This is a genomic window from Arsenicibacter sp. R0_47 (assembly GCF_057652235.1).
Genome location: NZ_JBYFCJ010000017.1, coordinates 95,482 through 120,399, shown reverse-complemented (window position 1 = coordinate 120,399; position 24,918 = coordinate 95,482). Strand labels below are relative to the sequence as shown.

Annotated in this window: 12 protein-coding genes; all 12 read right to left on the bottom strand. The window is 54.4% G+C overall.

Translation table 11 applies throughout. The features are described from left to right. Positions 1-13: 13 nt before the first annotated feature. A complete protein-coding gene (locus AC23NW_RS23635; protein WP_487452537.1) occupies positions 14-859 on the bottom strand; it encodes an AraC family transcriptional regulator in 846 nt (281 codons plus the stop codon). A 482-nt stretch (positions 860-1,341) separates the two neighbouring features. Then, entirely contained in the window at positions 1,342-2,571 is a 1,230-nt protein-coding gene (locus tag AC23NW_RS23630) for a hypothetical protein (protein WP_487452536.1), read from the bottom strand. 12 nt (positions 2,572-2,583) lie between these two features. Continuing rightward, positions 2,584-4,920, bottom strand: coding sequence for a LamG-like jellyroll fold domain-containing protein (locus AC23NW_RS23625; protein WP_487452534.1), 2,337 nt, complete (start codon positions 4,918-4,920; stop codon positions 2,584-2,586). A gap of 200 nt (positions 4,921-5,120) precedes the next feature. After that, positions 5,121-7,550, bottom strand: coding sequence for an ABC transporter permease (locus tag AC23NW_RS23620; protein WP_487452532.1), 2,430 nt, complete (start codon positions 7,548-7,550; stop codon positions 5,121-5,123). A gap of 165 nt (positions 7,551-7,715) precedes the next feature. Continuing rightward, complete coding sequence (locus AC23NW_RS23615) at positions 7,716-10,139, bottom strand: ABC transporter permease (RefSeq protein ID WP_487452530.1); 2,424 nt, start codon at positions 10,137-10,139, stop codon at positions 7,716-7,718. A 13-nt stretch (positions 10,140-10,152) separates the two neighbouring features. Beyond that, complete coding sequence (locus tag AC23NW_RS23610) at positions 10,153-12,519, bottom strand: ABC transporter permease (RefSeq protein ID WP_487452529.1); 2,367 nt, start codon at positions 12,517-12,519, stop codon at positions 10,153-10,155. A gap of 143 nt (positions 12,520-12,662) precedes the next feature. Beyond that, on the bottom strand, positions 12,663-15,083 hold the full coding sequence (locus tag AC23NW_RS23605; protein WP_487452528.1) for an ABC transporter permease: 2,421 nt from the start codon (positions 15,081-15,083) through the stop codon (positions 12,663-12,665). Between the two features lie 209 nt (positions 15,084-15,292). Then, positions 15,293-19,543 carry a malto-oligosyltrehalose synthase gene (gene treY, locus AC23NW_RS23600; protein ID WP_487452527.1) on the bottom strand — a complete coding sequence of 1,417 codons (4,251 nt, stop codon included), beginning with the start codon at positions 19,541-19,543 and terminating at the stop codon, positions 15,293-15,295. Continuing rightward, the gene (gene treZ, locus AC23NW_RS23595; RefSeq protein ID WP_487452526.1) at positions 19,536-21,383 is read right to left on the bottom strand and encodes a malto-oligosyltrehalose trehalohydrolase; all 1,848 of its coding nucleotides are present in this window, start codon (positions 21,381-21,383) and stop codon (positions 19,536-19,538) included. The genes treY and treZ overlap by 8 nt, the downstream gene beginning before the upstream one ends. 327 nt (positions 21,384-21,710) lie before the next feature. Next, a complete protein-coding gene (locus tag AC23NW_RS23590; protein WP_487452525.1) occupies positions 21,711-22,613 on the bottom strand; it encodes a carbohydrate kinase family protein in 903 nt (300 codons plus the stop codon). 11 nt (positions 22,614-22,624) lie between these two features. Then, the gene (locus AC23NW_RS23585) at positions 22,625-23,962 is read right to left on the bottom strand and encodes a sugar porter family MFS transporter (RefSeq protein ID WP_487452524.1); all 1,338 of its coding nucleotides are present in this window, start codon (positions 23,960-23,962) and stop codon (positions 22,625-22,627) included. 199 nt (positions 23,963-24,161) lie between these two features. Further along, entirely contained in the window at positions 24,162-24,908 is a 747-nt protein-coding gene (locus AC23NW_RS23580) for an alpha/beta fold hydrolase (protein WP_487452522.1), read from the bottom strand. Positions 24,909-24,918 lie beyond the last annotated feature (10 nt).

The following is a 24,918-nucleotide window of genomic DNA, read 5'->3' as shown; positions in this document are numbered from 1 at the left end:
GCCTGCCTTTGATCTACTGCTCGGCAATGCCGAAGCTACGTTCGGGTGCCTGGCTTTCCTGCTGAGCGAACTGCGTGGGAGTAAGGGCCGTAAATTCGCGGAAGTCGCGGATCAGGTGCTTCTGATCGTAATAGTTCGCTTCCAGGGCGATACTGAGCCAGTCTTTGCCGGGATATGCATTGCGGAGCTTAATGGCCTGGTCGAAACGGACAATCCGGTCGAACAGTTTCGGGCTGATGCCCAGGCGTTCTACACTTTTCCGGTAAAACTGCCTGCTGCTCAGACAGGCCTCGCCGGCCAGCCATTCCATCGACCGCATAGAGGGTGATTGCGTTGAATGGTTGTTCAGCATCAACCGGCTGACTTTGTCAATCGGCAAACTGTCCCGGCGTGACCGCCGTATCAGAAAATGCAGGAAGTTTTCTACAATCCGGACCATTTCTTCGTAGTCGCCGGTACTGCTCAGCCGTTCGTTAACCTGCCGGATCTCAGCCGAAAACACCGCTTCGGCATCTACAAAGGTATTGGTGAGTTCCGATGAAGGAAGGCCCGTGAGCCGGTAAAGCGCCCCGGGCTGAAAAACAACCTGAAACACAAAGAAATCGCGGCCGACAAAACGGTTGGTTACAATCGTTGGCTGCCCGATCAGAGCCGACCGGGGTTTGGCCTGCCGGTGGCCGTTATTGATGTATTCAACCGTTTCAAGGTCGCGCGGGTAGAAGGCCAGGCAATTGTCGGGACGCGGCCAGTACGGTTTGAAGGGAACTACGGCCGCCCCTGAAAAATCGAGGTGAATGAGCTGCAAAAGCCTGACATATTCCCGCAGCGAAGGAGCTGGCAGACGATATTCGTAAATCATGACTTAGCTGTTTATCGATCCGGCAAGCCTAATGTACGAAAAAAAACGTCAGACAGATGGTTATTGGTTGTTGCTGATGGTTGCTGGTTGTTCTGATGGTTGCTGGTTGTTCTGATGGTTGCTGGTTGTTCTGATGGTTGCTGGTTGTTCTGATGGTTGTTGGTTGTTGCTGATGGTTGCTGGTTGTTGCTGGTGGTTGCTGGTGGTTATTGGTTGTTCTGATGGTTACTGGTTGTTGCTGGTGGAGTGAATAGTGGTGGCCCGACTAGGCGTCCCCGACTGGGCGTCCCCGACCGCCAGGCATCCCTGTTTTAGTCGTGCCACCACTCAGGTGATAGCCGGGTTGCCGGTGTCCGGTAGAGCAAATAACGCAGAACCATCAGTAACTAGAAACAACCAACAGCAACCACCAGCAACTAAAAACAACCATCAGCAACCCAGCAACCACCAGCAACTAAAAACAACCACCAGCAGCTAATACATTATTCGCATTTCGTCCCGCCGACCGTAATGGTCTGGGTGGCCGTTGTTGCCGTACCGCAATTGTTTGCCGGGAACGTGACCGTCAGGGTGTATTGACCCGGTTCCTTCAGAGTATTGGCGAAAACATTGAAAGAGCCGGCATTCCGGAATACATTGCTGAATACGTATCCGTTAGGGCCGGTAAATACAAATGAATTACCGACTGCCTGACCCTGAATCGTTGTGCCGCAAATGCCGGTATTACCCGGATTTACCGAAAGCAGGTTGGTAATAGACGGCGCAGGTGTGCCGATGTAGACCGAAGCCGACTGATTCAGTAAAAAGACCACTGACGGATCCGGGCTAATTCCGATGAAAGAGATGGTATGCGTACCTTCTGCCAGACCGCCACTTGTCTGGAACGTTGCTGTCGGGCCGTTGAGCGTGATGGGTTCGGTCTGGACCGGACCGTTGTCAATTATATAACTCAGGTAAAAACCGCCAAGACTTCGGGGAGTAATGTCTGGTAGTCCGGCAAGTGATACGGTGATTTTGCCATCCGTAGCACATCCGCCGGTTGCGCTGATCTGTATATTATCCAATGGCGTTGGTCCCGGTAAAACCAATGTAGCCGCGTAAGGCGCGCTGGCGTTGGCATAGGCATCCGTAGCGATAAACGTCAGGCTGACTGATGTACCGGAAACCGGGCTGCCCGGTGCCGGTAGCTGCGACACAGTGTAGTTACAGTCTTCATCGACCGTTACCTGGTTCCGCAGGTCGGGCATTGTTGTTGTTGCTTTCGAAATAAACTGCTGAGGGGTCTGGCTGTTGATTTCCGGAGCGACATCATCCTTGATGAGTACAGAAAACGAGCACGATTTTTTTTGCTGGGTTGTCTGGTCCGTAACTTCTACCGTCACCATCGTCTGACCCGGCCCGAACGCAAAATACTGACCGCTGGTACCGGTCGTACTGGCTGGCAGAAAGGCCGGTGCCGGACTACCGCTCGTAAAGGAGGTAGTATAGGCATAATTGCCTGAACCGCCCGTCGCAAAGGCATCATCCAGCCGGAAAATGCGTTGGCATTTCGTTGCCGGCGGTACAAAATTTGACGGAATATCACCCGAAGAAACCGAGTTAAACGAGGTTGTTGCCGACTGTGGACAGGTGATGTTCAATGAAGTTGGTTGCCCGAAGGCCGTTGCGGCGGTGAGGCCGAAAAGGCTTAGCAAAGTAATCAGTTGTTTCATAATTAATTGGTTTTAATTAGTACGCTCAACAGTGACTGCGTTGAGAAGGGTTGCCACGTCATCGTTGCCGTTGTCATCGCGCGGAGCGTTGACTACTACGGAGAATGACCGGGTTTGTTCAATGAAAAGCTTTTGTGATAAACGAAGGGTTTGCCTTGTGTTAGGTTTCAGCAAAACCTGTCTGGTTTCACGGCCCGTTCTGACGCCGTCGGCATAGCTGTAGATGGTCAGGCTGGTAACCGGTTCGGTACCGGTATTGCTGACCGTTACCTGTAGCTGTCCGTCAGTGATGTTCACCGATTCGCAGGTCACGTTAGGATAGTTCAGGAAGCCTGTCAGCGAGTCGCTTTTTTCGATCAGGTACCCATAGATGGCGTAACTTGGCTCAATGTGCATTTTGTCATCGTAGCCTTTGTTTTTCAGGTTCAGATACGGTTGAAGCTGATAGGCTACGGTCACCGGCGTTGCCGGAGCGATACTTCCCTGCTTACCAGCCTGCCGGACGGGGATCGTAGCTGTCCACGGCCGGACATCCTGTCCCGGACACCAGCCCGCGCGGCTGTAGGTAAAGGACCCTTTCTGACCCGAACATGGGTTTTGGGCGCAGTCCGTTTTCCAGAGTAGATGCTTAAATGCCAGGCTGTCGGTTGCTCCCTGCTGTTTCAGTACCAGCTGGTGCGTTTTTTGGGAGAATTCCGCTCCGTTGTCGGTGTTGCCTTGCCCGTGGCCGGTAATGGTTTGCCGGAAGGTTAGCTGCCGTGCGTTCGGGCTGGTTTGGTAGGTAAACGAACTGAGTTGCTGACAATATTTCGGGTCACCGTAGACAAAATAGTCGTATTGCCAGAGCGGGGTAACTTTTTGATAGGGCAGCGGATTGGCCTCGCCTTCGATAAATTCCAGGGCGACAGACAGGTTCCAGCCTTTCAGCCACCAGGCTTCGATGTAGGATTGAAGCATACAGTTGCCGGTGAGTTCGCTCTTAAAATCGGTTACGTCGATTGTCCAGGGGCCACAGCCAACTCCATACGGCGTAATGAACCGCCCGATTTCATTCCATTTGCCGTGTTTAACCAGCGAAATACGGCCTACGGCATCCTCTGCACTACAGCCGCCTGCCGGACAGGTAAGGGTGACGTACATATAAACGTGGCTGAACCGCGCATTATCCTGTGGCAGTACCACCTGGCGGCTATGAAACTGCGTGTTGGCCGGATTGCCGTAGCGGTCGTAATTGTGCAGCACACTATCGAACACGACTACTGTCTGGCGGCCCTTGCCCGAATCGGTGGCGCGGTACAGCGCACGGGCTGTGTCGTTGGCCGCCAGCCCATCGCCCGGTAACGTGGTGTAAACCGTTAGCTGGCTGGCAGCTTTGGGGGCGCAGTTGACAGGAACCGTTGTTTTGTGGAGGAAGGATTCACCCGGTGCCAGCTTCCGGTTCAGGGTGTCGCGCAGGACCACGCGGTCGTTTACGGCATATTCCAGCGGGATCTGTGTAAGCGCTGTCTGCCCGTGATTGCTGACCAGTACCTGAATCCGGCTGGGACCACGGCGGGCCGTAAACACATCCGGACCTTCGATCTGCCCGACGCCGGCGTCTTGTGTCGCCAGCGTAAAGCCCGGACCGGTTGCGGGTTCGCGCGAACCAGCGTATTCAGCCGTGATGGCCGATTTGGCCTTGTTCTTTAACAGGTCCGGCCCCGAACCGTCAAACGGAAACCAGGCAACGAGGCCGGCTTCGGTGCCTCTCAGCGTTACGGCCCGGTCGCGCAGAATTTCGGCAGCTGTGCGGCTGCGGTTCCAGATCCGGACGTCATCAATCAGGCCGGTAAGGCCGCGGTTATCGTAATAAGCACCGCCGATGCGGATTGGTTTTCTGGAGGGGATATAGTCGGAAGCTATTGTGCGTTGGCCGGCCAGTTGTCCGTCGACATACAGAGACACCAGCTGGTGGTTTACAACGGCGGCCAGGTGGTACCAGCGGCCGGCAGTCATGGTTTGCGGGCCACGGACTTTAATCTCACGTTCGCAGGTGCTGAGAGCCAGCGTCGGGTAGGCGTTGGGGCGGTTGCCACCTGCCCGCACCACAAAACCGTGGTTGGTTTCGGGATCTTCCGTACAGAATAGGGTACTGGCAAAATGGGTGTTTTTCCAGTCATCGGCCTTTACCCATGCTTCCAGAGTAAACGTAGTACCGGCGGTCAGCGCTTCACTGTTGAGCAGGGTCAGGTAGTCATCGGATGCTCCGGATAAGCGGAGGCTGCTTGCCGGCACTTGCGCTTTCCGTGCGGTTGATTGCGCCGGAGCGCGTGTACCGGACAGGCTAAAAAGAAGGAACAGTAAGTACACCGGCAGTGTTTGCCGTAAGCAGTTGCCAGGGAAAACCGCCTGGCCGGTACATCGGGAAATTCGGTTACGATACATGCTCCCTTCGGGAATAATGAACACTTTGTAACCGGCAAAAGTATAGGCCTGATTTTGGTTTTCCCCTACCCATACGGGTAGTTTTTTACCAAAATCAGGCCTTTTTCAGGCTTTTTTTACATGAACTACTCACTTTTTAACGATTTGACCGGATTGATCATGGCGGCCTTAATGCTCTGAAAACTGACGGTAAGCAGGGCAATTGCTACCGTAAAAACACCGGCCAGGGCAAACATCCACCACGCAATGCTGATCTTATAGGCAAAGTCCTGCAACCATTTATCCATAACATACCAGGCAACCGGCGACGCAATGACCAGCGCCAGCAGAACGAGTCTGACAAAGTCAAGCGAAAACAGCCCGACGATGTGGGCCGACGTCGCTCCCAGTACTTTCCGGATGCCGACTTCCTTGGTCCGCGATTCGGCCATGAAGGCAACAACACCGTATAGCCCCAGACAACCGATAAACAAGGCAATACCGGCCAACAGGCGAAACAACGCATAGAACTGTTGCTCACTTTTGTAGAACTTCGCCAGCGAGTCGTCCAGAAATTCATAATGGAAAACAAACTCGGGATAAACCGCCGACCAGGCAGTTTCTACTTCGCTCAGTAGTTGCTGCAGTGCATCGGCACCACCTTCGCGGATCGAGAGCTTGATGCCCAGCGAACGGTATTGATCCCGGAACGAGGCCAGTATCGCAGGCGGGGTTTGTTCCCGCAGGGAAAAGGTATTGAAGTCCTTCACAACGCCGACAATGGGCTTTTTGACATCTTCGCCATTAACCCGCAGGTACTTGCCGATTACCTGCTCCGGATGCCGGAACCCCAGCTTTTTCATAAATGCCTCATTGATGACGAACTCCCGCATGCTGTCGGCTGGCTGGAACATACGGCCGGCCAGCAGTTTCAGCCCGTATGTATGGACGTAGGCTGTGTCGGCCGGGCGCATCAACACACCAAAATCGGGTTCTTTCGTATCATTTCCGAACCGGAAGCCGGTTGTCCAGTTAGCGCTGGACGAGGGCGTAGTCATGGCAAACGTATAGGATTTAATGCCGGGTAAACCCTTGATTTTGGCGCCCAGGTTTTCGAGTGTCCCCGGATCGTTGCGCGGAACCGGTATAGTGATGACGGCCTCATGACTGAAACCGAGATCGGCCGACCGGAAGAACTCCATCTGGTTGTAGGCGATGATGGTGCCGATGATCAGGATCTGCGAAATAGCAAACTGACCGATAATCAGGCCGCGGCGCAGGGTAAAGTACTGACCGGCCCGTGTGGCTTTGATGCGGCCTTTAAGGGCCAGAATCGGCTGGTAGCCCGACAGGACCAAAGCGGGATAAAAACCGGCCAGCACCGTGGTCAGCACACCCGTAAGCAGCAGAAAGCCGATCACCGCCGGATTGAGTATCGAGACTGCGTCCGGCTGCATATTCAGCAGTTCACCGACATAGGGCAGGGCCAGTTTGCCCGCCAGCATCGCCAGCACAACCGCAATGCCGGTCAGGACACTGGTTTCGCCCAGAAACTGCCGGATCAGTTGCCCGCGTGTGCTACCGAGTACTTTCCGGACACCGACTTCTTTTGCCCGCCGGATGGCCTGGGCTGTGGCAAGGTTAATGAAATTGATACAGGCCGTGGCCAGAATAAATCCGCCGATGAGCAGCATGGCCCAGATCATTTCCATGCTGATGGTACGGCGGGCATAGTTGGTTGTTTTAGGATCAAAATGAATGTCGGTCAGCGGTTGCAGGGTGTATTTCAGCCGTTTTACATCCTCGGCACTGTGGTATTTCTGGACAAAACCGAGCAGCAGCTGTTCCATTTGGGCCGGTGAGCGGTTGTCCGGCAACTGCATGTATACGTGCGCCCCGCCATAGGTCGACTGCCAGTCGTCGGGGTTGGTGGTATAGCCGAATTCCTTCATCGATGCAAACGACAGCAGCACTTCAAACGGAATGCTGCTGGTAGCCGGCTGCTCATGGACAACGCCCGTTACCAGAAAATCCATTTTGTTATCGACACGGATGGTTTTGCCCATCGGGTCGGCATCGCCGAAATATTTGCGGGCAATACGTTCCGACAAAACGACAGTACCGGGCCGGTTGAGGGCGGTCTGTTTGTTACCGCTGATCCAGTCGTAGCTGAAGAGGCGGAAAAATTCGGGTTCGGCGAGGGCGATAATACCGTCGGTCTCCTGAAATTTCTGTTTCCCCTGACTGCCATTTACGGTCACCACCGCCGTTTTTACGCGGCTGGTCATCGTTACCTGATCCTTGATGTCGGGGAAATCATTGCGGAGGGCGGCAATGGCCGGGTGCGGAATGCCGGTATTGGGTTTGGCATCGTTATCGACTTTACTCGCCTGAAGCATCCGGTAGATGTGGCTGGCATTGGCATGGTGCCGGTCAAAGCTGAGCTCATAGCGAACGGCCACAAAAAGCAACAGGCAGCAGGTGAGGCCCAGCGTCAGGCCCAGCCCGTTAATGACCGAATAGCTCCAGTTGCGCTTCAGCGCACGCAGGGCTGTGAGGAAATAACTTTTTATCATGTATTTGCTGTTATAAATCGTAGAATGTCAGGTGTATTAATTCTGATAATCAAAGGTTTATTTCACCACATAGCCACATAGAAGACATAGTTTTGACTACGGCCGAGATGCTGGATACCCGCTACCCGTTCACCGCAACGAAGGGCCGCTCTTTCACCCTTTCGCTCATTCACTCTTTAATGACCGTATCGGGTTGACCAGGGCGGCTTTGATGCTCTGGGCACTGACCGTGGCAAGCGCAATGACGATGGCCAATATACCGGCGAGGGCAAACAACCACCAGTCCAGCTCAATGCGGTAAGCAAAGTCCTGCAACCAGACGCTCATGGCATACCACGCAATCGGAATCGCCAGTACCAATGCGATGCCGACCAGTTTCAGAAAATCGGCTGACAGGAGCGCTACCACGCTCATGACAGAAGCGCCCAGTACTTTCCGGACACCGATTTCCTTCTGCCGCTGTTCGGCGGTGAACATCGCCAGCCCGAACAGGCCGAGGCAGGCAATGAAAATGGTCAGGCCCGAGAAGAGGCCCAGAATCAGGCCCGTATTCTGTTCGGCGCGGTAGGTATTGGCAAAACGCTCATCCAGAAAGGAGTAGGTAAAGGGCGCGTCGGGCATCAGCTGCTGCCATTTCTGCTGCAATGTTGCCAGTAAACCGCTGATGTCAGTTGGATTTACTTTGAGAATGATCGTGCCGGTATTCCGGCCCAGTACCATCACCAGGGGCGAAATAGCTTCGTGTAATGACTTGAAATGGAAGTCTTTCACGACCCCGATCACGGTAAACGTGCGTTGTGTGCCGTCGTTGTCCGTGTGCGTAATGTGGTGGCCGATGGCATTTTGCGCCCAGCCAAAGGTTTTAGCGGCGGTCTCGTTCAGAATTACCCCCGACGAATCCGTGCCGTATGCCCGGGAGAAATTCCGGCCGGCGGCAAGTTTCATGCCCAGCACCGACAGGTAGTTGTAATCAACGTCGTAGCGCAGGGTTTTGACCAGCTGCGACGCATTGGTTTCCGGCGAAACGAAAAAGTTATTGTTGTTGGACGGGCCCGCCGGGACATAGCCTGAGACACTGGCGTTGAGCACCCGCGCATCCCGTACGATTTCTTCACGAAACGCGGCTTCCTTATCGCCCAGCAGCCAGGTCTCCGGCAGTACCAGTACCTGTTCTTTGGTGTAACCCAGCGTTTTGTGCTGAATATAACTCAGCTGACGATACACGACCAGCGTACCGGCAATGAGCGTGACAGCAATAAAAAACTGAAAGACAACCAGTCCGCTCCGGAGATTCAGCCGGTTAGGTACAGCCTTGAACGTGCCGCCTTTCAGCACGGCAACCGGTTTAAAGGATGACAGGAAAAACGCCGGATAGCTCCCCGCCAGCAGACCGACGAACAACCCGAACAGCAGGATGGCGGGCAGTATCCAGGGGCGCGCCAGCAGGTTAACACTGAGGGTTTTACCGGCAAATTCATTGAAAGCGGGCAGCGCCATCAGTACCAGGCAATATGCCAGCACCAGCGCAAATGCCGTCAGCAGCATCGACTCAATCAGGAACTGGCTGGCGAGGCTCTGCCGCACTGATCCCAGCACTTTCCGGATGCCGACCTCACGGGCCCGTTTGGCCGATCCGGCCGTTGACAGGTTCATGAAGTTGATGCAGGCGATGATCAGGATAAAGGCGGCAATGACGCTGAAGAGATACACATACTGCCGGTTGCCCGGCGCCGACAGGTCGAACGCGAAGTCGGAATGCAGGTGAATGTCGGTCAGCGGTTGCAGGTACAGCCCGATGTCGTTGCCTTTCCGGCGGAACTCGGCGAGGCTCATGCCCATGCCTTGCTGTAGCTGCGGGCCGATGTATTTTTCGATGACCTGCGGCAGTTTTGCCTCCAGTTGTCTGTAGTTATAACCGTCGGGCAACACCAGATAGGTATAATATTCCGACATCATCCACGACGGGGAACGGGCCTCCTGATTACCGGCCATAGCCATCAGCATGTCTTTGTGGAAGTGCGAATTGGCCGGAATGTCCTGCATTACGCCGGTGATTTTAAGCGACGTATTCCAGCTTTTGATGGTCAGGATATGGCCCATCGGGTTGGCAGAACCGAAATACTTCCGGGCCATCGTCTCGCTGATAACCGCCGTGTTGGGCTGAATCAGCGCCGTTTTCGGATCGCCTTCGACGAAAGGCAGGGTGAAAACCTGCGTAAAATTCGAATCGACAAACGCGATGGACGATTCCTTGAACGTCTTGCTGCCATAGCTGATCAGCGGCGAACCGGCATCGCGCAGGCGGGTGGCTTCGAGCACTTCGGGGTAGTCGCGGCGGAGGGTCTGGGCCACGGGCGGCATCACGGTTGATTCGTTGATGCGGCCACCGGAGGAAGAGCCCCGGAAAATAACCCGCACAATGCGGTCTGCTTTGGCATGGAACCGGTCGTAGCTCAGTTCATCCAGTACATACAGGCTGATGAGCAGACAGGTGGCCAGCCCGATGGCCAGCCCGACGATGTTGATGGCCGAAAACGTACGGTTCCGGATCAGGTTCCGCCACGCAATTTTTATGTAATTTAGAAACATGATGTTGCAGGGGCTACTCCGACTTCAGCGACTTTACCGGATCAATAAGCGCGGCTTTGATGGCCTGGTAGCTTACGGTCAGCAGGGCAATGGCCATGGCGATGAGGGCGGCGGCTACAAAGAACCACCACTCAAATGTAATGCGGTAGGCGAATTTTTCGAGCCAGCCCGACAGGAAGTACCACGCAACCGGAAACGAAATCACGGCGGCAATCAGGACCAGCTTCACAAAATCCTTCGACAGCATCCCGACCAGATTCGGCACCGAGGCACCCAGCACTTTCCGGACGCCGATCTCTTTGGTCCGCTGTTCGGCGGTGAAAGCGGCCAGCCCGAACAGGCCCAGGCAACTGATGAAAATAGCCAGGAACGCAAAGTAGTTCGACAGCTTGCTGACCGTATTTTCGGCCTTGTAGCTGTTGGCAAACTCCTGATCGGTAAACAGGTACTTGAACGGGAAATTCGGGTTAAACTGCTTGAACACCTTTTCCATGCTTGCCAGCGCCTCGCGGGTTTTCCCGGCTTCGGCCCGTATCAGCACAATCCCCCAGTTCTCCTGTTTTGGTTGCAGGCGCAGGATCAGTGGCTCAATATTTTCGTGCAGCGAGTTGTAATGGAAGTTCTTCATTACCCCGATAATCGTCCCTTTTTTATCCCACATGGTCATCTGCTTACCGACGGCTTTTTCGGGCACCTGATAGCCCATTTTCTTCGCCGTCGATTCGTTGATGATATAGTTGCTGGTATCTACGCCGAAATCCGGGCTGAACTCACGGCCTGCCAGCAGCTTAATCTGCATCGTCTTGATGTATTCGTAAGACACCGCGTTTTGCGCGAACAGTATTTGCTGAGTCGTATCCTTGCCCGGCCAGGTAACGCCCATCGTCGAGCTGCCGACTTCGAGCGGGTCCGACTGCGAGCAGGTTACCCCACTGATGCCCGGTTGTTTGACCAGTTCCTGCCGGAACGTGGCAAAGTTCTTTTGCAGGTCACCTTCGAGCGGCATATACAGCAGGTTGTCGCGGTCGTAGCCGAGGTTTTTGGTCTGGATAAAGTTCAGTTGCCGGTAAATGACAATCATACCCAGAATCAGCATGATCGACAGCCCGAACTGAAATACCACCAGCCCTTTGCGGAACAGCGTGGCGCTCGGCTTAAATTTCAGCGCCCCTTTCAGCACAACAATCGGGTTGAGCGACGACATGAACAGGGCCGGATAACTGCCTGATAGCAGGCCGGTCAGCAGCGTCAGGCCAATCAGCAGCGCGGGCAGTATCGGGTTGGTAATGCTGAATGCCAGCTGTTTTTCGGTCAGCGAGTTGAATGTGGGTAGTAAGATGAGCACCAGCATGACCGAAAATGTCAGGGCAAGAAAGGCGATCAGGACCGACTCACCGATAAACTGGCCGATCAGGCTGTTTCGGTAAGCGCCCACTACTTTCCGGATACCGACCTCCTTGGCGCGTTTCACCGAACGGGCCGTGGCGAGGTTCATGAAGTTGATGCAGGCAATGACCAGAATAAAGATCGCGACAATCGAAAAGATGCGTACGTACTCGATGCGGCCACCGGTCTGGACGCCGGATTCCCATTTTCCGTAGAGGTACGATTCGCCGTAATTCTGCAGGAACAGCTCGACATTGCTGTCCTTATTTTTGGTTTTGATGTAGTTTTTGATCTTCGCATTGACCTTGTCGATAGACGTGTTTTCGGCGAGGAGCACGTAGCAGCGCGGGCCGTTGTTGCCCCACTGTTTGGCCCACTCGTTGCTTTTCAGCCAGCGGTCATAGCTCATCAGGAAATCAAATTTGAGCGAAGAGTTTTCCGGAATATCAGCCAGCACACCCGTTACAATGACATCGTCCTTGTTGTCGATACGTATGGTTTTGCCGATCGGGTCCTGTCCCTTAAAGTATTTGTCGGCCAGCTTTTTCGAAATCACCAGACCATCGGGCCGTTTAAGCGCCGTTTTCGGATCGCCCTGGGCCAGCCCGAACGAAAACATCGTCAGGAAATCGCCCTGCACATACCGGCCTTTTTCTTTCTCAAACGTACTGCCGACAGTAAACAGCGGGCTTTCTTCCCACAGCATCTGGCTGGCCATTTTAATCTCCGGAATGTCCTTAGTGATGTTGTCGGCCAGAAGGCCCGGCGTCGACGGATAGGTGTTGATCACACCCGTGTAGTGTTGGTTCTCCATCACCCGGTACAGCCGCTTATCGTTTTTATGGAAGCGGTCCATCGCCAGTTCATCCTGTACCCATAGCGTAATCAGGAGACTGCACGTCATGCCCAGCGCAAGGCCCATGATGTTAATGAAGGAGAACATCTTGTTCTTCCACAAGTTCCTCCACGCGATTTTAAGATAGTTCCGGATCATAGTATTTGAAGAATTGAGTGATTGGGCGATTGAATTATTGAGCGATTGTGTGAATGAGTGATTGAGCGGTTGGATAGGAAACAACCGCACTGGTCACCCGATAACCTTGCGGTAGCCACTTAATCACTCAATCGCTCAATCACTCATTCACTCTTTAGTGACCGCACCGGGTTGGTGAGGGCGGCTTTGATGGATTGGAAGGAAACGGTGAAGAACGCGATCAGGATGGCCGCCAGGGCCGCCACGGCAAATACCCACCACTCAATGGTGATCTTGTAGGCATAATCCTGCAGCCACTGATTCATGGCGTACCAGGCAATTGGTGAGGCAATCACAATGCCCGTGATGACCAGTTTCAGGAAGTCTTTCGACAGCAGTAATACGATGCTGCTTACCGACGCGCCCAGCACTTTCCGGACACCGACCTCTTTCCGGCGCTGCGCCATTACCATCACCGCAATGGCAAACAGTCCCATACACGACAGCAGAATGGCAAGTACCGCCGCGCTGATGAAAAGCTGCGACAACCGTTTTTCGTTCTGGTACTGCCGGTTGGTGTTTTCGTCCAGGAAACTGCCCTGGAACTGGCCTTTAGGCGAAATTTCTTTCCAGACCCGCTCCATCGTTGCCATTGTGGCCGGTACATTGTCAGGTCTTACTTTGACCAGAATGTAAAACAAGGGCGTTTTCGGATCCAGAATCAATGAGTTGGGCTGAATCGTGCGTTTCAGGCTTTCGTGGTGGTAGTTTTTTACCACGCCGATGACGCGCATCGGCTGATCGGGATTGACGTTCAGCAGGGTGCCGACCGGATTTTTCTCGTTCAGCTGCTTCGCCATCTCCTCGTTGATGATAATGCTTTCGGTCGAATCGGTAGCGAACTGCGTTGAGAAGTCACGGCCCGCTATGAGTTTGATATCCAGTGTTTTCAGGTAATCGTAATCAACGATTTGCCAGTGCGTTTTCACCTCGCGGTTTTTGTGCTCAAACCCGACAATAGACGTAAAGGTTGACCCATCGCGGCCACGGCCGAAATTTTTGTAGGCCCCCGTTACGCTTAGCACGTTCGGTTCCTGCGCTACCCGGTCGCGGAAGAGTTTCAGCGCCTGCCGGCCATTGACCCCGCCGTTGATCGGGATACTGATGACCTGATCTTCGTTGAAGCCCAGCGGCATGTTCTGCAGGAAATTCATCTGCTGCCAGGCTACCAGCGTGCAGATCATGAGCAGCGTGGCAATGCCAAACTGAACGATCAGCAGCACATTGCGGAGCGAACCGGCCTTCCCGATCGACAGCGAACCTTTCAGTACTTTCACCGTGCTGAACCGGGTGATAAACCACGCCGGATAGCCACCGGCCACCAGCGTAATGAACAGAAATCCGGCCAACAGGCTGATCAGAATGACCGGCTGTTTCAGGTACGTAATAGACGTGGCACTTTTAAATATACTTTTCAGCTCCGGCAGCAGGGACCACGCCAGCAACCCGCCAATCGACAAGGCAATCAGGCACAGAATCAGCGCTTCGCCCCAGAACTGGAAAATCAGCTGGCTTTTGATCGCGCCCAGCGCTTTCCGCATGCCTACCTCGCGGGCGCGGGTAAGCGAACGGGCGGTTGAGAGGTTAATAAAGTTGATGCAGGCAATTAAGACAATAAAACCAGCTACAATCAGCAGCAGGTAGGGGTATGATTTCTTGATGGCCATCACACTGCCACCGCCAAGCTCCGTCGCGAAGTGCATCTCCGCAAACGGCAGCAGGCGCAGGCTCAGCAGGTCGCCCTTTTCGTCGGGCTGACCACCATCCCGTTTCAGGTTCTTAATATTACCGGCATAATATTTTTTGACAAAGCCACGAAGCTGTTCTTCGACTGAGGCTTGCGTCACCGAGGGAATTAACTGGATGTAGGTGTTATGGTAACGGTTATCCCATGTGTCTTTGTGGATGTGGTAATCGGCTTCCGCCTCAAAACGGGCCAGGGCATCGAACCGGACACTTGAGTTTTCCGGCGTATCGGCAACTACGGCCGACACCACAAACGGGCTCCAGCGCTCCTGCTGCTTCATCTGAACCGTTTTGCCGACCGGATTCTCCGTTCCGAATATGGCTTTTGCCGTCGTTTCGGTCAAAACAATGCTGCTGAGGTTACGGAGTGCACCGGCACTTTTCTGTCCGTTCAATACCGGAAAACTGAACATGTTCAGGAAACCGGCATCAACAAACTGAACATTTTCGACTACTTCCTTATTGTTGTACCGGATGTAGCTGTCACTACCAACAACGCGGGAAATGTTGGCGATTTGCTGCGGAAACTCCTTGCGCAGGGCCGGTTCCAGCGGAGCCGGCATGGTTTCCGATTTGTCTTTGGCACCGGTCTGCTGATAGATCATGAACAACTGCTTCCCGTTTTCCTGGAAGTTGTCGAACGAAAGCTCGTGGTAGGCTGTCAGAAATAACAGCAGGCAACTGGCAAAGGCGACAGACATACCCAGCACATTAATGAGGGCATACGTTTTGTTTTTCCAGAGGTTCCGGACCGCGATCTTGAGATAATTCTTCAGCATGACTCGTTTGTTTACTGTTCTGGCAGGGTAGCTGTCTAAAACGTCGAAAGTAAACAGCTATAGCGTTAACTGTAAACCAAACGGTATACCAAAAAAATAACCGGCTGATTATGAGTGTTTTTTGTTTAGCCGGACTGTGGTCGGTTGTCCGTAAACGGACGATGTTCGTTCATTTGCGGACAACCGGTAAGTACAGGAAAACGCAAAAATTACCAGCGGCTGTAGGTTCTGGCCAGATCACGGAGCAGCTGCTCGGCCTCCGGACTGAACTGCTCCGGCTGTAAACGCCAGCCCCAGTTGCCTGATGCTGAGGCCGGTGTATTCATACGGGCCGTTTCGTCAAGCCCCAATATATCCTGAAGCGGTAAGATGGCGGTACGGGCTACAGACGCATACACCATGCGTCCCAACACCAGGTGCACCGATGCCTCCGACGCCTCATGGCCCAGATAGCTGTTTAGCCGCCGGAGGTGAGACGGGGTGGCATCTTTCCGGAACCAGCCACGGGTCGTGTTGTTATCATGCGTGCCGGTATAGGCAATCGCATTCGGTACGTAGTGGTGCGGAATGTTGACGCTGTCGGCCATGTCGGCACCGAACGCAAACTGCACCACCCGCATGCCCGGCATCCCGAACGCATCCCGTAACTGATAGACGCCTTCGTTGATATCGCCCAGGTCTTCGGCCACAAACGGCAGATCGCCCAGTTCCTGCTGCATGACGAGGAAGAAATCGGCGCCCGGCCCCTGTTTCCATTGCCCGTTTTTTGCCGTGTTGGAGTGGGCCGGAACTTCCCAGTAATCGGCGAAGGCGCGGAAATGGTCGAGCCGCAGCAGGTCGTATAGCTCCATATTCTTCCGGATCCGCTCAACCCACCAGCCGTAACGATGGTTTTTCAGTACATCCCAGCGGAATACCGGCATGCCCCAGAGCTGCCCGTCGGCGTTAAAATAGTCGGGAGGAACACCGGCCACGCCGGTCATGGCACCGTTCTCATCGATGCTGAAAAATTCACGGTTGGCCCAGACATCTACCGAATCGTAGCTAACATAAAACGGTAAATCGCCGAAGAATTGAATGCCCCGGTGATGGCAGTAGGTCCGCAACTGCTGCCACTGCTGCATGAAGACAAACTGCAGCCATTTTACTTTCCGGATGGCATCGGCTTTTTTTCCGGCAAACGCCTTCAGTGCCTCCACATCGCGGAGTTTGTATTCGTCCGGCCAGAGCGACCACGGCTTACCGCCAAAATGCTCTGTCAGGGTAGCATAAAGGGCATAGTCCTGTAGCCACGAGGCTTCCTGCTCACAAAAGGCATCAAACTGCCGCTGCCGGTGACCGGAATGGCCGCTCAGAAACGCGCGGTAGGCCTTCTCAAACAGGTGAGCCTTGCGGGTGCCGGCTTCCGTAAAATCAACGCGGTCGCTGACCGGCTGTGCATAGGCCTTCAGGTCGTCGGGGTCGAGAAGCCCCTCCGCGGCCAGTAGCTCCGGACTGATCAGCAACGGACTGCCGGCCATGCTGGAGGTCGAGCTGTAGGGGGAGTGACCCTGTCCGGCCTCCACCGGATTGAGCGGCAGAATCTGCCAGTAGGCCTGATGGCTGCGGTTGAGCGCGTCGGCAAACCGGTAGGCTTCCGGCCCGAAATCGCCGATGCCGAACGCCGATGGCAGTGAGGTGATGTGCATCAGTACACCGGCTTTACGGTCTTTCGGAACATAGGGAAGGTGCAGCAACGCCAGCGGCAGGCTGTCGAAAACAGCCTTTACCGCAATGCCTTCCTGTGTGTTGCCGGTTGCCTGATGCAGCTGGCTGACCCAATAGGCCGGTGCTTCGTCGGGCAGCAGAATGCGGGTATCTTTCCAGTCGAGCGCGTCGAGGGTTGTTTGCTGCTCCTCGCACAGAAGCGCCAGCCCGAGCGGTACGGCCACAACTACCCAGGTATGTTTGTGGCGCCGCGCAAAGGCAATGACCTGATCTTTGTAGGTGCCGGTTACAGTAAGCGGCATATACTGGCCGTGGGCAAACAAGTCGGGATGCGTCTGCCGTTCCTGAAGCAACTGCCGGATCAGCCATTGCTTGATGCGGGCGTCGTACCGGCAGGCCCATAAATGGTCGCAGCCGTCTGACAATCCGCCCGTATCGAGTCCGCTCAGGTCGCTGTTGCGGAGCTCGTAATCGACCGGCCGCCGGTTGTCGGGATCCACCAGGCTAAGGTCCCAGCCTTCGCAGCCCTGATAAACGTCGGGTGTACCGGGACAGGTGAATTTGAGCAGCACCTGCGCCAGCGAAATGGCCATGCCGAAATCAGCGACCTTGCTGCGGAACCGGTCAAACTGTTGCCGGAACGGACGGTTTTTATCCAGCAGTCCGGTCGCGAAATCTTTGGCAGCCTGTTCGTAGGCTTCATTGGGCTCGTTCCAGGACGAATGCCGTTTTGCTTCCCGCAACGCTTTTTCGAGGTATTCTTCCAGCCGCCCGGCAAAATCCGATGCATCCTGCTCCGGCATCGGATGTGCTCCGATCAGAGTCTGGTAAATAAAATACTCGTCGTTGGCGTCGGGCGCGTGGGTCAGTTCCGGATCATCCGGCGACTGCCACGCCGTTTTGAGGTCTTCGTTGAGCGACTGCCATTCGGTTACCGTTCTGATCCACTCGTCGGTCAGGTCGGTTAGCACATTCAGGCGGCTGCGTACATCTTCGCCCCGCTTGGTGTCGTGGGTCGAGGTTGCGTTAAGCGCCAGCGGCCAGTTCGCCTGGCGGTCGGCCATGAGCCGGTGAAACTCAGGTACGGTCAGGCCGAAGAACGTAGGCGAGTCGCCGACTTCATCGTGGCCGATAAAGCGGTTGTAGGTATACATCAGCGTGTCTTCCATACCCTTGGCCATCAGCGGGCCGGTAAACTGCATGCAGCGCTGGTAAAAACTGACTGCCCGGCTGTTATAATCCGCATCGTTCAGGAGCGGCTGTTCCAGCATGGCTTTTTCAAGCAGGGCAATGCCTGGCTCCAGTTCGGGAGTATGCCGGCGGATGCGTGCGAAAAGGTCAGCAACGGCTGTTGTCTCCGGCTTGCCGAGCGGGAACTGGTTACCATAATACCGGTAAACCGGGCACTGGATCAGGAACCGGCCAATGGTTTGCCGGAGCATATCGGCCGGTACGGCAGCCAGTTCGTCCTGCGGCACAAGGTCAAGCTCCCGGAAGAAATCGGTCAGGTTATCCAGCTCGCCGGCCATGTGTTCGAACAGGATATAGGCTTTTTTCTCGTTGAGTTCCTGGTGGATCTTTATTTTTTCGCCCAGGAGCTGCTGGTAAAAGCGGGTAAAGCTCGTCTCGCTTTTGGTACGGGTAAAGAGGTTATTGACCATCGACAGGTAGCCGTAACCCGTTGTTCCCTGGATGGGCCAGTACGAAGGCAGTTTTTCGTCGGGTTCCAGAATTTTTTCAACAACGATATAAGTCTCGTCTCCCGCCAGCTCGCGGAGGTTTTCGAGGTACAGCGTCGGGTCAGACAGTCCGTCGATATGGTCGACGCGCAGGCCCTGGAAAACGCCTTCGTCCACCAGTTGTTTAATCAGTGTGTGGGTTGCGTCGAAAACCGGTTTATGCTGGATATTAAGGCAGATCAGGCCGTTGACGGTAAAAAAACGCCGGTAGTTGATCTGGTAATCCGTTTCCTGGTGGTAGCAGAGCCGGTACAGCTGCTCATCGGCAATGGCTTTAATCAGCTCAGGCTGGTCGTTGATGTGGTGCAGACAGGCTTCGATGTACACCCGCGTGGCGCCGTCGTTGTGTAATGCCATGAGCTGTAGTTTGATTTCGTCGAAGCCCGCGCGCCAGGCATCCGGATCTTTTACCTGCTGAAGCTGGTGGATTTGTTCAAGCAGGAGCCGGATCGCATCACTGGCCTGTTCCGGACAGGCATGCAGGATGGTCGCATAGGACCGGAGTTGCAGCGGGTAGGCCGATTCGTGATAAACCAGTTCAAAGCGGTCGTTCTGCCAGGCGATGTTTAGTTCGCCGTTTTCTACCACCTCATGCAGGGGCGAGCCCAGAAACGGGACCATGAGCCGGCCGTGATAGACCGGGCTGTTCCAGGTCAGGTCAAAAAACGAAGCATAGGCCGATAACTGCCCTTTTTCGAGCACATCCATCAGCCACTTATTTGTCGTGGCAAAGGCCATGTGATTCGGGACAATATCCTGAATCCAGCCCATATTCAGTTCCTTTAACTGCCCGCTGATCGTCCGGAGCTGCTCCAGTGTGCCAATTTCGGGGTTAATGCCTTGCGGGTTAACAACATCGTAGCCGTGGGTGCTGCCGGGCGTCGCTTCGAAAACCGGTGAGGCATATACCGTTTTAACCCCTAACCGGTGCAGGTAGGGGATGATTTGTTCAAAGTCGGTGAACGTAAAGTCTTTATGGAATTGAATCCGGTACGTTGAGATTGGATTATACATGGTTCTGATAAATCAATAGTGATTGGGGTTGTAACGCCACTTCCGCCGGAGCAGTGAGTGTATCGGGTGCCGCCGCCGGTCCCATCCAGTCGGGTGCGGCGGAATCAAATAGTTTTTGCCAGAGTGCCGCCGGTCCGGGCAGGCTGATGGTTTGGGTCTCCATCGAAAAATTCATCAGGCAGCGCACATGCTGACCGCTGTGCCAGCGATGCAGCTGTATGGTGTTAGCCGTTTCGTTTACCTCAATGTGCAGCTGCCAGCGGTTGGTGGAGCGCAGGGCGGGCTGCTCTTTCCGGAGCCGGATCAGGTGCTGGTAATAACGGAACATGGTGCGGTGTGGCTCTTCAGCCAGCAGCTTCCATTGCAGTTTCGACTGATTGAACGTTTCTTCGGCAATCGGGTCCGGGAAGCTGTCGTCGCTGTGGAAATCGGCAAATTCCCGTTTGCGGCCTTCGCGTACCTTTTCGGCCAGTTCCTGATCCGTATGGCTGACGAAATAAAGAAAGGGATTCGGTTCGGCCCACTCTTCGCCCATAAACAGGAGCGGCAAAAACGGGCTTACCAGCACGGATCCCGCCAGGAGTTTGGCCATTTCGAAGCCAAACAGCTGCGCCGACCGCTCGCCCAGCATCTGGTTGCCGACCTGATCGTGGTTTTGCGAAAAAACAATAAACTGGTGCCCGGGATTTTTTTCGGCTCTCCGGCCAAACGTTTTGCCCCGGTGAGACGAGTACTGGCCTTCATACACATAGGCATCCTGATAGGACTTTGCCAGATGGGTAAGTCCTTCAAAATCGCCGTAATAGCCTTTGCGTTCGCCACCGGCTGTGACCCGCAGTGAGTGATGGAACTCATCAATCCACTGGGCGTCCATGCCATAGCCGTTGACCGCCGGCTGATCGATCAGGAGCGGATCGTTCAGGTCCGATTCAACGATCAGGTAGTGGCGGCGGCCGGTCTGCTGCATGAGCTGGTCAACATGCTCACGGATATCGCGCAGAATGTGTACCGGACTCAGGTCCTTAATGGCATGTACCGCATCGAGGCGAAGCGCATCGATGTGAAAATCGCGGAACCACATGAGCACATTTTCGATCACATACCGCCGTACACCATCCGAGCCGGCATCGTCGAAGTTAATCGCATCGCCCCAGGGTGTGCAGTGCTTATTGGTAAAATAGGGGCCGAAATCGTTAAAGTAATTGCCTTCGGGGCCGATGTGATTGTAGACCACGTCGAGCACCACGGCCAGCCCTTTGCGGTGGCAGGCGTCAACCAGCTGCTGCAGCGCACGGGCACCGCCGTATTCATGCTGCACGGCAAAAGGCAATACCCCGTCGTATCCCCAGTTGCGGGCGCCCGGAAACTGGGCAACCGGCATAATTTCAATAGCCGTAATGCCGAGGGCTTTCAGGTGGTCGAGCCGCTGTTCGATACCGGCAAATGTGCCTTCCGGCGAAAAAGTGCCGGTATGCAGTTCATAAAAAATATACTCGTGAAGATCAAGGTTGTTCCAGGACTGATCGGTCCAGCCGAAATCGCTGAGGTTGACCGCCATTGACGGACCATGAGGGCCGTCGGGCTGTGCAAGTGACGCCGGATCAGGCCGCCGCAGCCGGTCGTTCAGGATAAACTGATACAGATCACCGGGCTGCAGCACATCAGTGGTGCCGGTCCAGTACCCATATTCGTTTTTTGAAAGCTCAACAGGTGTGTCCTTGTCGCAGACAGCGACCGAAACCGTATCGACCGATGGAGCCCATAAACAAATATGCGTCAGGTGATTAGTCAGGAAAGAAATGCCTAATGTACGCTTTTGTATATCTATACCGTTTGTCATAACGTTGCTTAATGCCATCGTTAAACAAACCCGTACGGCCGGTCCTGGTTTATTATTTTTATTTTGGAAGTGAGCAAACGGCGCCGGTGAAGCCCTTGATTCATAGGAAAGTACATGCTCTTTCCTGGTAAATTTATACAAAAAAAGCCCGGCAAAGCCAGGCTTCGTACTACGTTACGGCAGGTGGATCAGGAGATAGCACCGGTTAGTTTGGATAGATGCCCGCAGGCTATATGTAAGCCTGCGGGCGGTCTATCGGTTCATCATAGGTTTGGTACATACAAAGGGAGCGGTGTTCGTATGCTGACTAAGCACCGCTCCGGTGGGTTAATTGAGTATTGGGCTAAGTTTTTTATAGACTGCTGCAAGGGCTTCGGGAGTAACCATTGGTGTGGCTCCCCGTTGCGTGGCCACGTAGGCCCCGACCGCACAGGCATGGTGCAGGATCCGGTCGGGTGCTTCGCCGGCCAGATACATGCTCAGGAAAGCGGCCAGAAATGAATCGCCGCTGCCGATGGTGTCTTCAACCGATACCTGAAAGCCGGGGTGCTCCGTAAAACCATCGGGTGTCAGTAAGATGGCACCCCGTTCGCCGCGGGTAACACAGATGGTTTTTACGTTAAAAATCCGGCTTAAAAACTCCATACTCTGGCGCTCGTTCAGCGTGAACCGTTTGTTATACCAGTTGGTAATAAGGGCCAGCTCATGGTGATTCATCTTCACGATATCGGCCTCACTAAATAGGTCGTCAATCTCAGGTTGTGAATAAAAAGGGGCGCGGAGATTGACGTCAAACACCTTTAGCGCTGCCTGTGAAAGTAAGGTCTTTAAGGTATCGCGGCTGGTCTGGCTGCGACAAACCAGACTGCCATAGACCAGAATGGATGATTTGTAAAAATCGGTTAATGTATCGTCGTACTGAATAAAGTCCCAGGCAACCGGCTGCACCAGTGTATACACTACCTCGTTGCGGTCGGTGACGTTGGCAAGAGCAACACCGGTAGGGTGGGTGCTGGTCACCTGCACGTAGGCCGTCGGGAGGTTTTTTTCGCGCAGAAACGCCAATAATTCCATCCCTAACTCGTCTGAGCCGACGCGGCTGATGAGGTGCGCATCCATCCCGGAATTGCGTAAGTGAACGGCAACGTTCATAGGGGCACCACCGGCCTGCTTACCGGTTGGCAGCACATCCCAGAGTACTTCTCCGAAGCAGATAATGGATTGTGACATGGGTACAGGAATTAATGGACGACAAACGTTTTTTCAATCTGCTCTAAACTGGTCCCCTTCGTTTCGGGCATGACGCGCCAGCAGAAAATGAGCTGTAGCACCATCATGACGCAGAAGAACAGAAACGTCGCAAACCCACCTGCCTGCTCGGCGAAATACGGGAACAGGAAGGTGATGAGTGCGGCCATAAACCAGTGCGTAAAGCTCCCCAGTGCCTGCCCGCTGGCGCGTACCTCGTTCGGGAAAATCTCGGAAATGAATACCCAGATGACCGCGCCCTGCGAAAAGGCAAAAAAGGCAATGTAGATAAAGAGTAAGATTGGAACGGACAACCCACTGAAGGATTCAAGATAAAAGGCCCGCGATACAAGTCCGAGGGTGATAATCAGCCCAAAGGAGCCGATAATCATCAGGGTACGGCGGCCGTAGCGGTCGATCAGGTTGAGGGAGATCAGGGTAAAGGTCAGGTTGATTACCCCGATACCGACCGAAGACAACAGGGCTGAGCTTTTGCCGAGACCGGTCATTTCAAAAATACGCGGCGCGTAATAAATAATGGCGTTGATGCCCGACACCTGATTAAAGACCGCAAACAGTACGGCCAGCATAATCGGGGTCTTGTAACGGGCCGAAAACAGGCGGGGCGCTTGCTGCGGGGTGCCGTCGGCCGGATGGGCGCTGAGTTGCAGGGTTAGCAAAATCTGGCCGAACGACTCCGGATCGATCATCCGGAGCACTTCACGGGCTTCGTCGACCAGCCCTTTTTTCAGCAGCAGCCAGCGCGGGCTTTCCGGAATATTTTGAACGGCAATCAGGAACAGCAGCGACGGCAGAGCCTGAACGCCCAGCATCCAGCGCCAGGCATTATCGCCGATGTCTTGCAGCAGAAAGTTCGACAGATACGCAATCAGGATACCCAGTACCACATTGAACTGGAACATGGCCACCAGCCGGCCGCGTGATTTGGCCGGTGAAATTTCGGTGATATACATCGGAGCGGCCACCGATGAGGCGCCCACGCCCAGTCCGCCCAGAAAGCGGAAGATCAGAAACAGGTGCCAGTTGCTGACCAGGGCTGACCCCAGCGACGATACCAGATACAGAATCGCGATCCAGAACAATGTTTTCTTCCGGCCCAGCTGCTCGGCCGGAATACCGCCCAGCATCGAACCGATGACAGTACCGATCAGGGCGATAGAGACAGTCAGGCCGTGTTCCAGTGTCGTCAGGTCCCACAACGCCTGCAATGATTGCTCCGCGCCTGAGATAACGGCTGTGTCAAAACCAAACAGAAATCCGCCTAACGCTGCGGTCACTGACCAAAAGAAAATACGCTGTGTTCTTGCCATAACGGTGTCTTCGGAAACGCATTGAATAGGTCAAAGCTACGAAAGACGCCGAATGGGCACTTTTGATTTCCGCCCGGAATGCTTTAGATTAGATCAAAATGATAATTTTCTGTACTACAGTTAGTTGTGGTGATTTATTAGAGGCGCACCTTTGGCGTTGTTGCATGGTGTTTTGGCAATGATACAACGGGATAGGCCGTTACTGGCCCCGTTCAATGAACCGCACGACCATATTCCGCACTTCTTCCTTCAGTTCCGGACTGCCGATGTCGCTCAGGTCGCCGTGTTTGACGCGGGTCATGCGGATAATTTTAATGCCGGTCTTCTTTTGTTCGGCGGGCGTTGGTAATACGCCTTTATCCGCTTCGAACTCATCGGCGCGGATGGTCAGGATGGCCGGTTTGCTCAGGCGGGGAACCGGCATCCGGCGATGGTCAAGCGTAATGGCTTTGGCCACCTGTTCCGGGTGTTGCTGTACATACAGCATGCTAATGTCGCCGCCCATCGAATGCCCGATCAGGATCAGATTTTTGGTGTCAATGCGGCCGTATGCGCGGTGCAGTTCGGCAATAACGGCCTGTACGTTCTGCACACCGCTTTCCCAGGCCGGCATCCGGAGCTTGTACAGATCGCCTTCTGTCGCGATCGGCGGATCACTGGCGAGGTCATGCTGAATACCAACGACGAAATAACCCATACCGGCCAGTTTTTCGGCCAGAAACGAATAGACATTGCTGCCGCACTGATAGCAGGCATTGATAATGACCAGCTGCTTTTTCCGGGCGGGCAAGGCTGATGCGTTGTAGAGGGTCACCGGAATATCCCGTTTGCGGGCAACATCGGTAATGGTCAGGGCCTGGGTCTGAACAGTAACAGGTGGTTTTTGCCGGACACAACCGGTCACTAACCCGGCCAGGGCGAGGGTAAGCCAGAAGAAACGATTCATCAGTACGTTG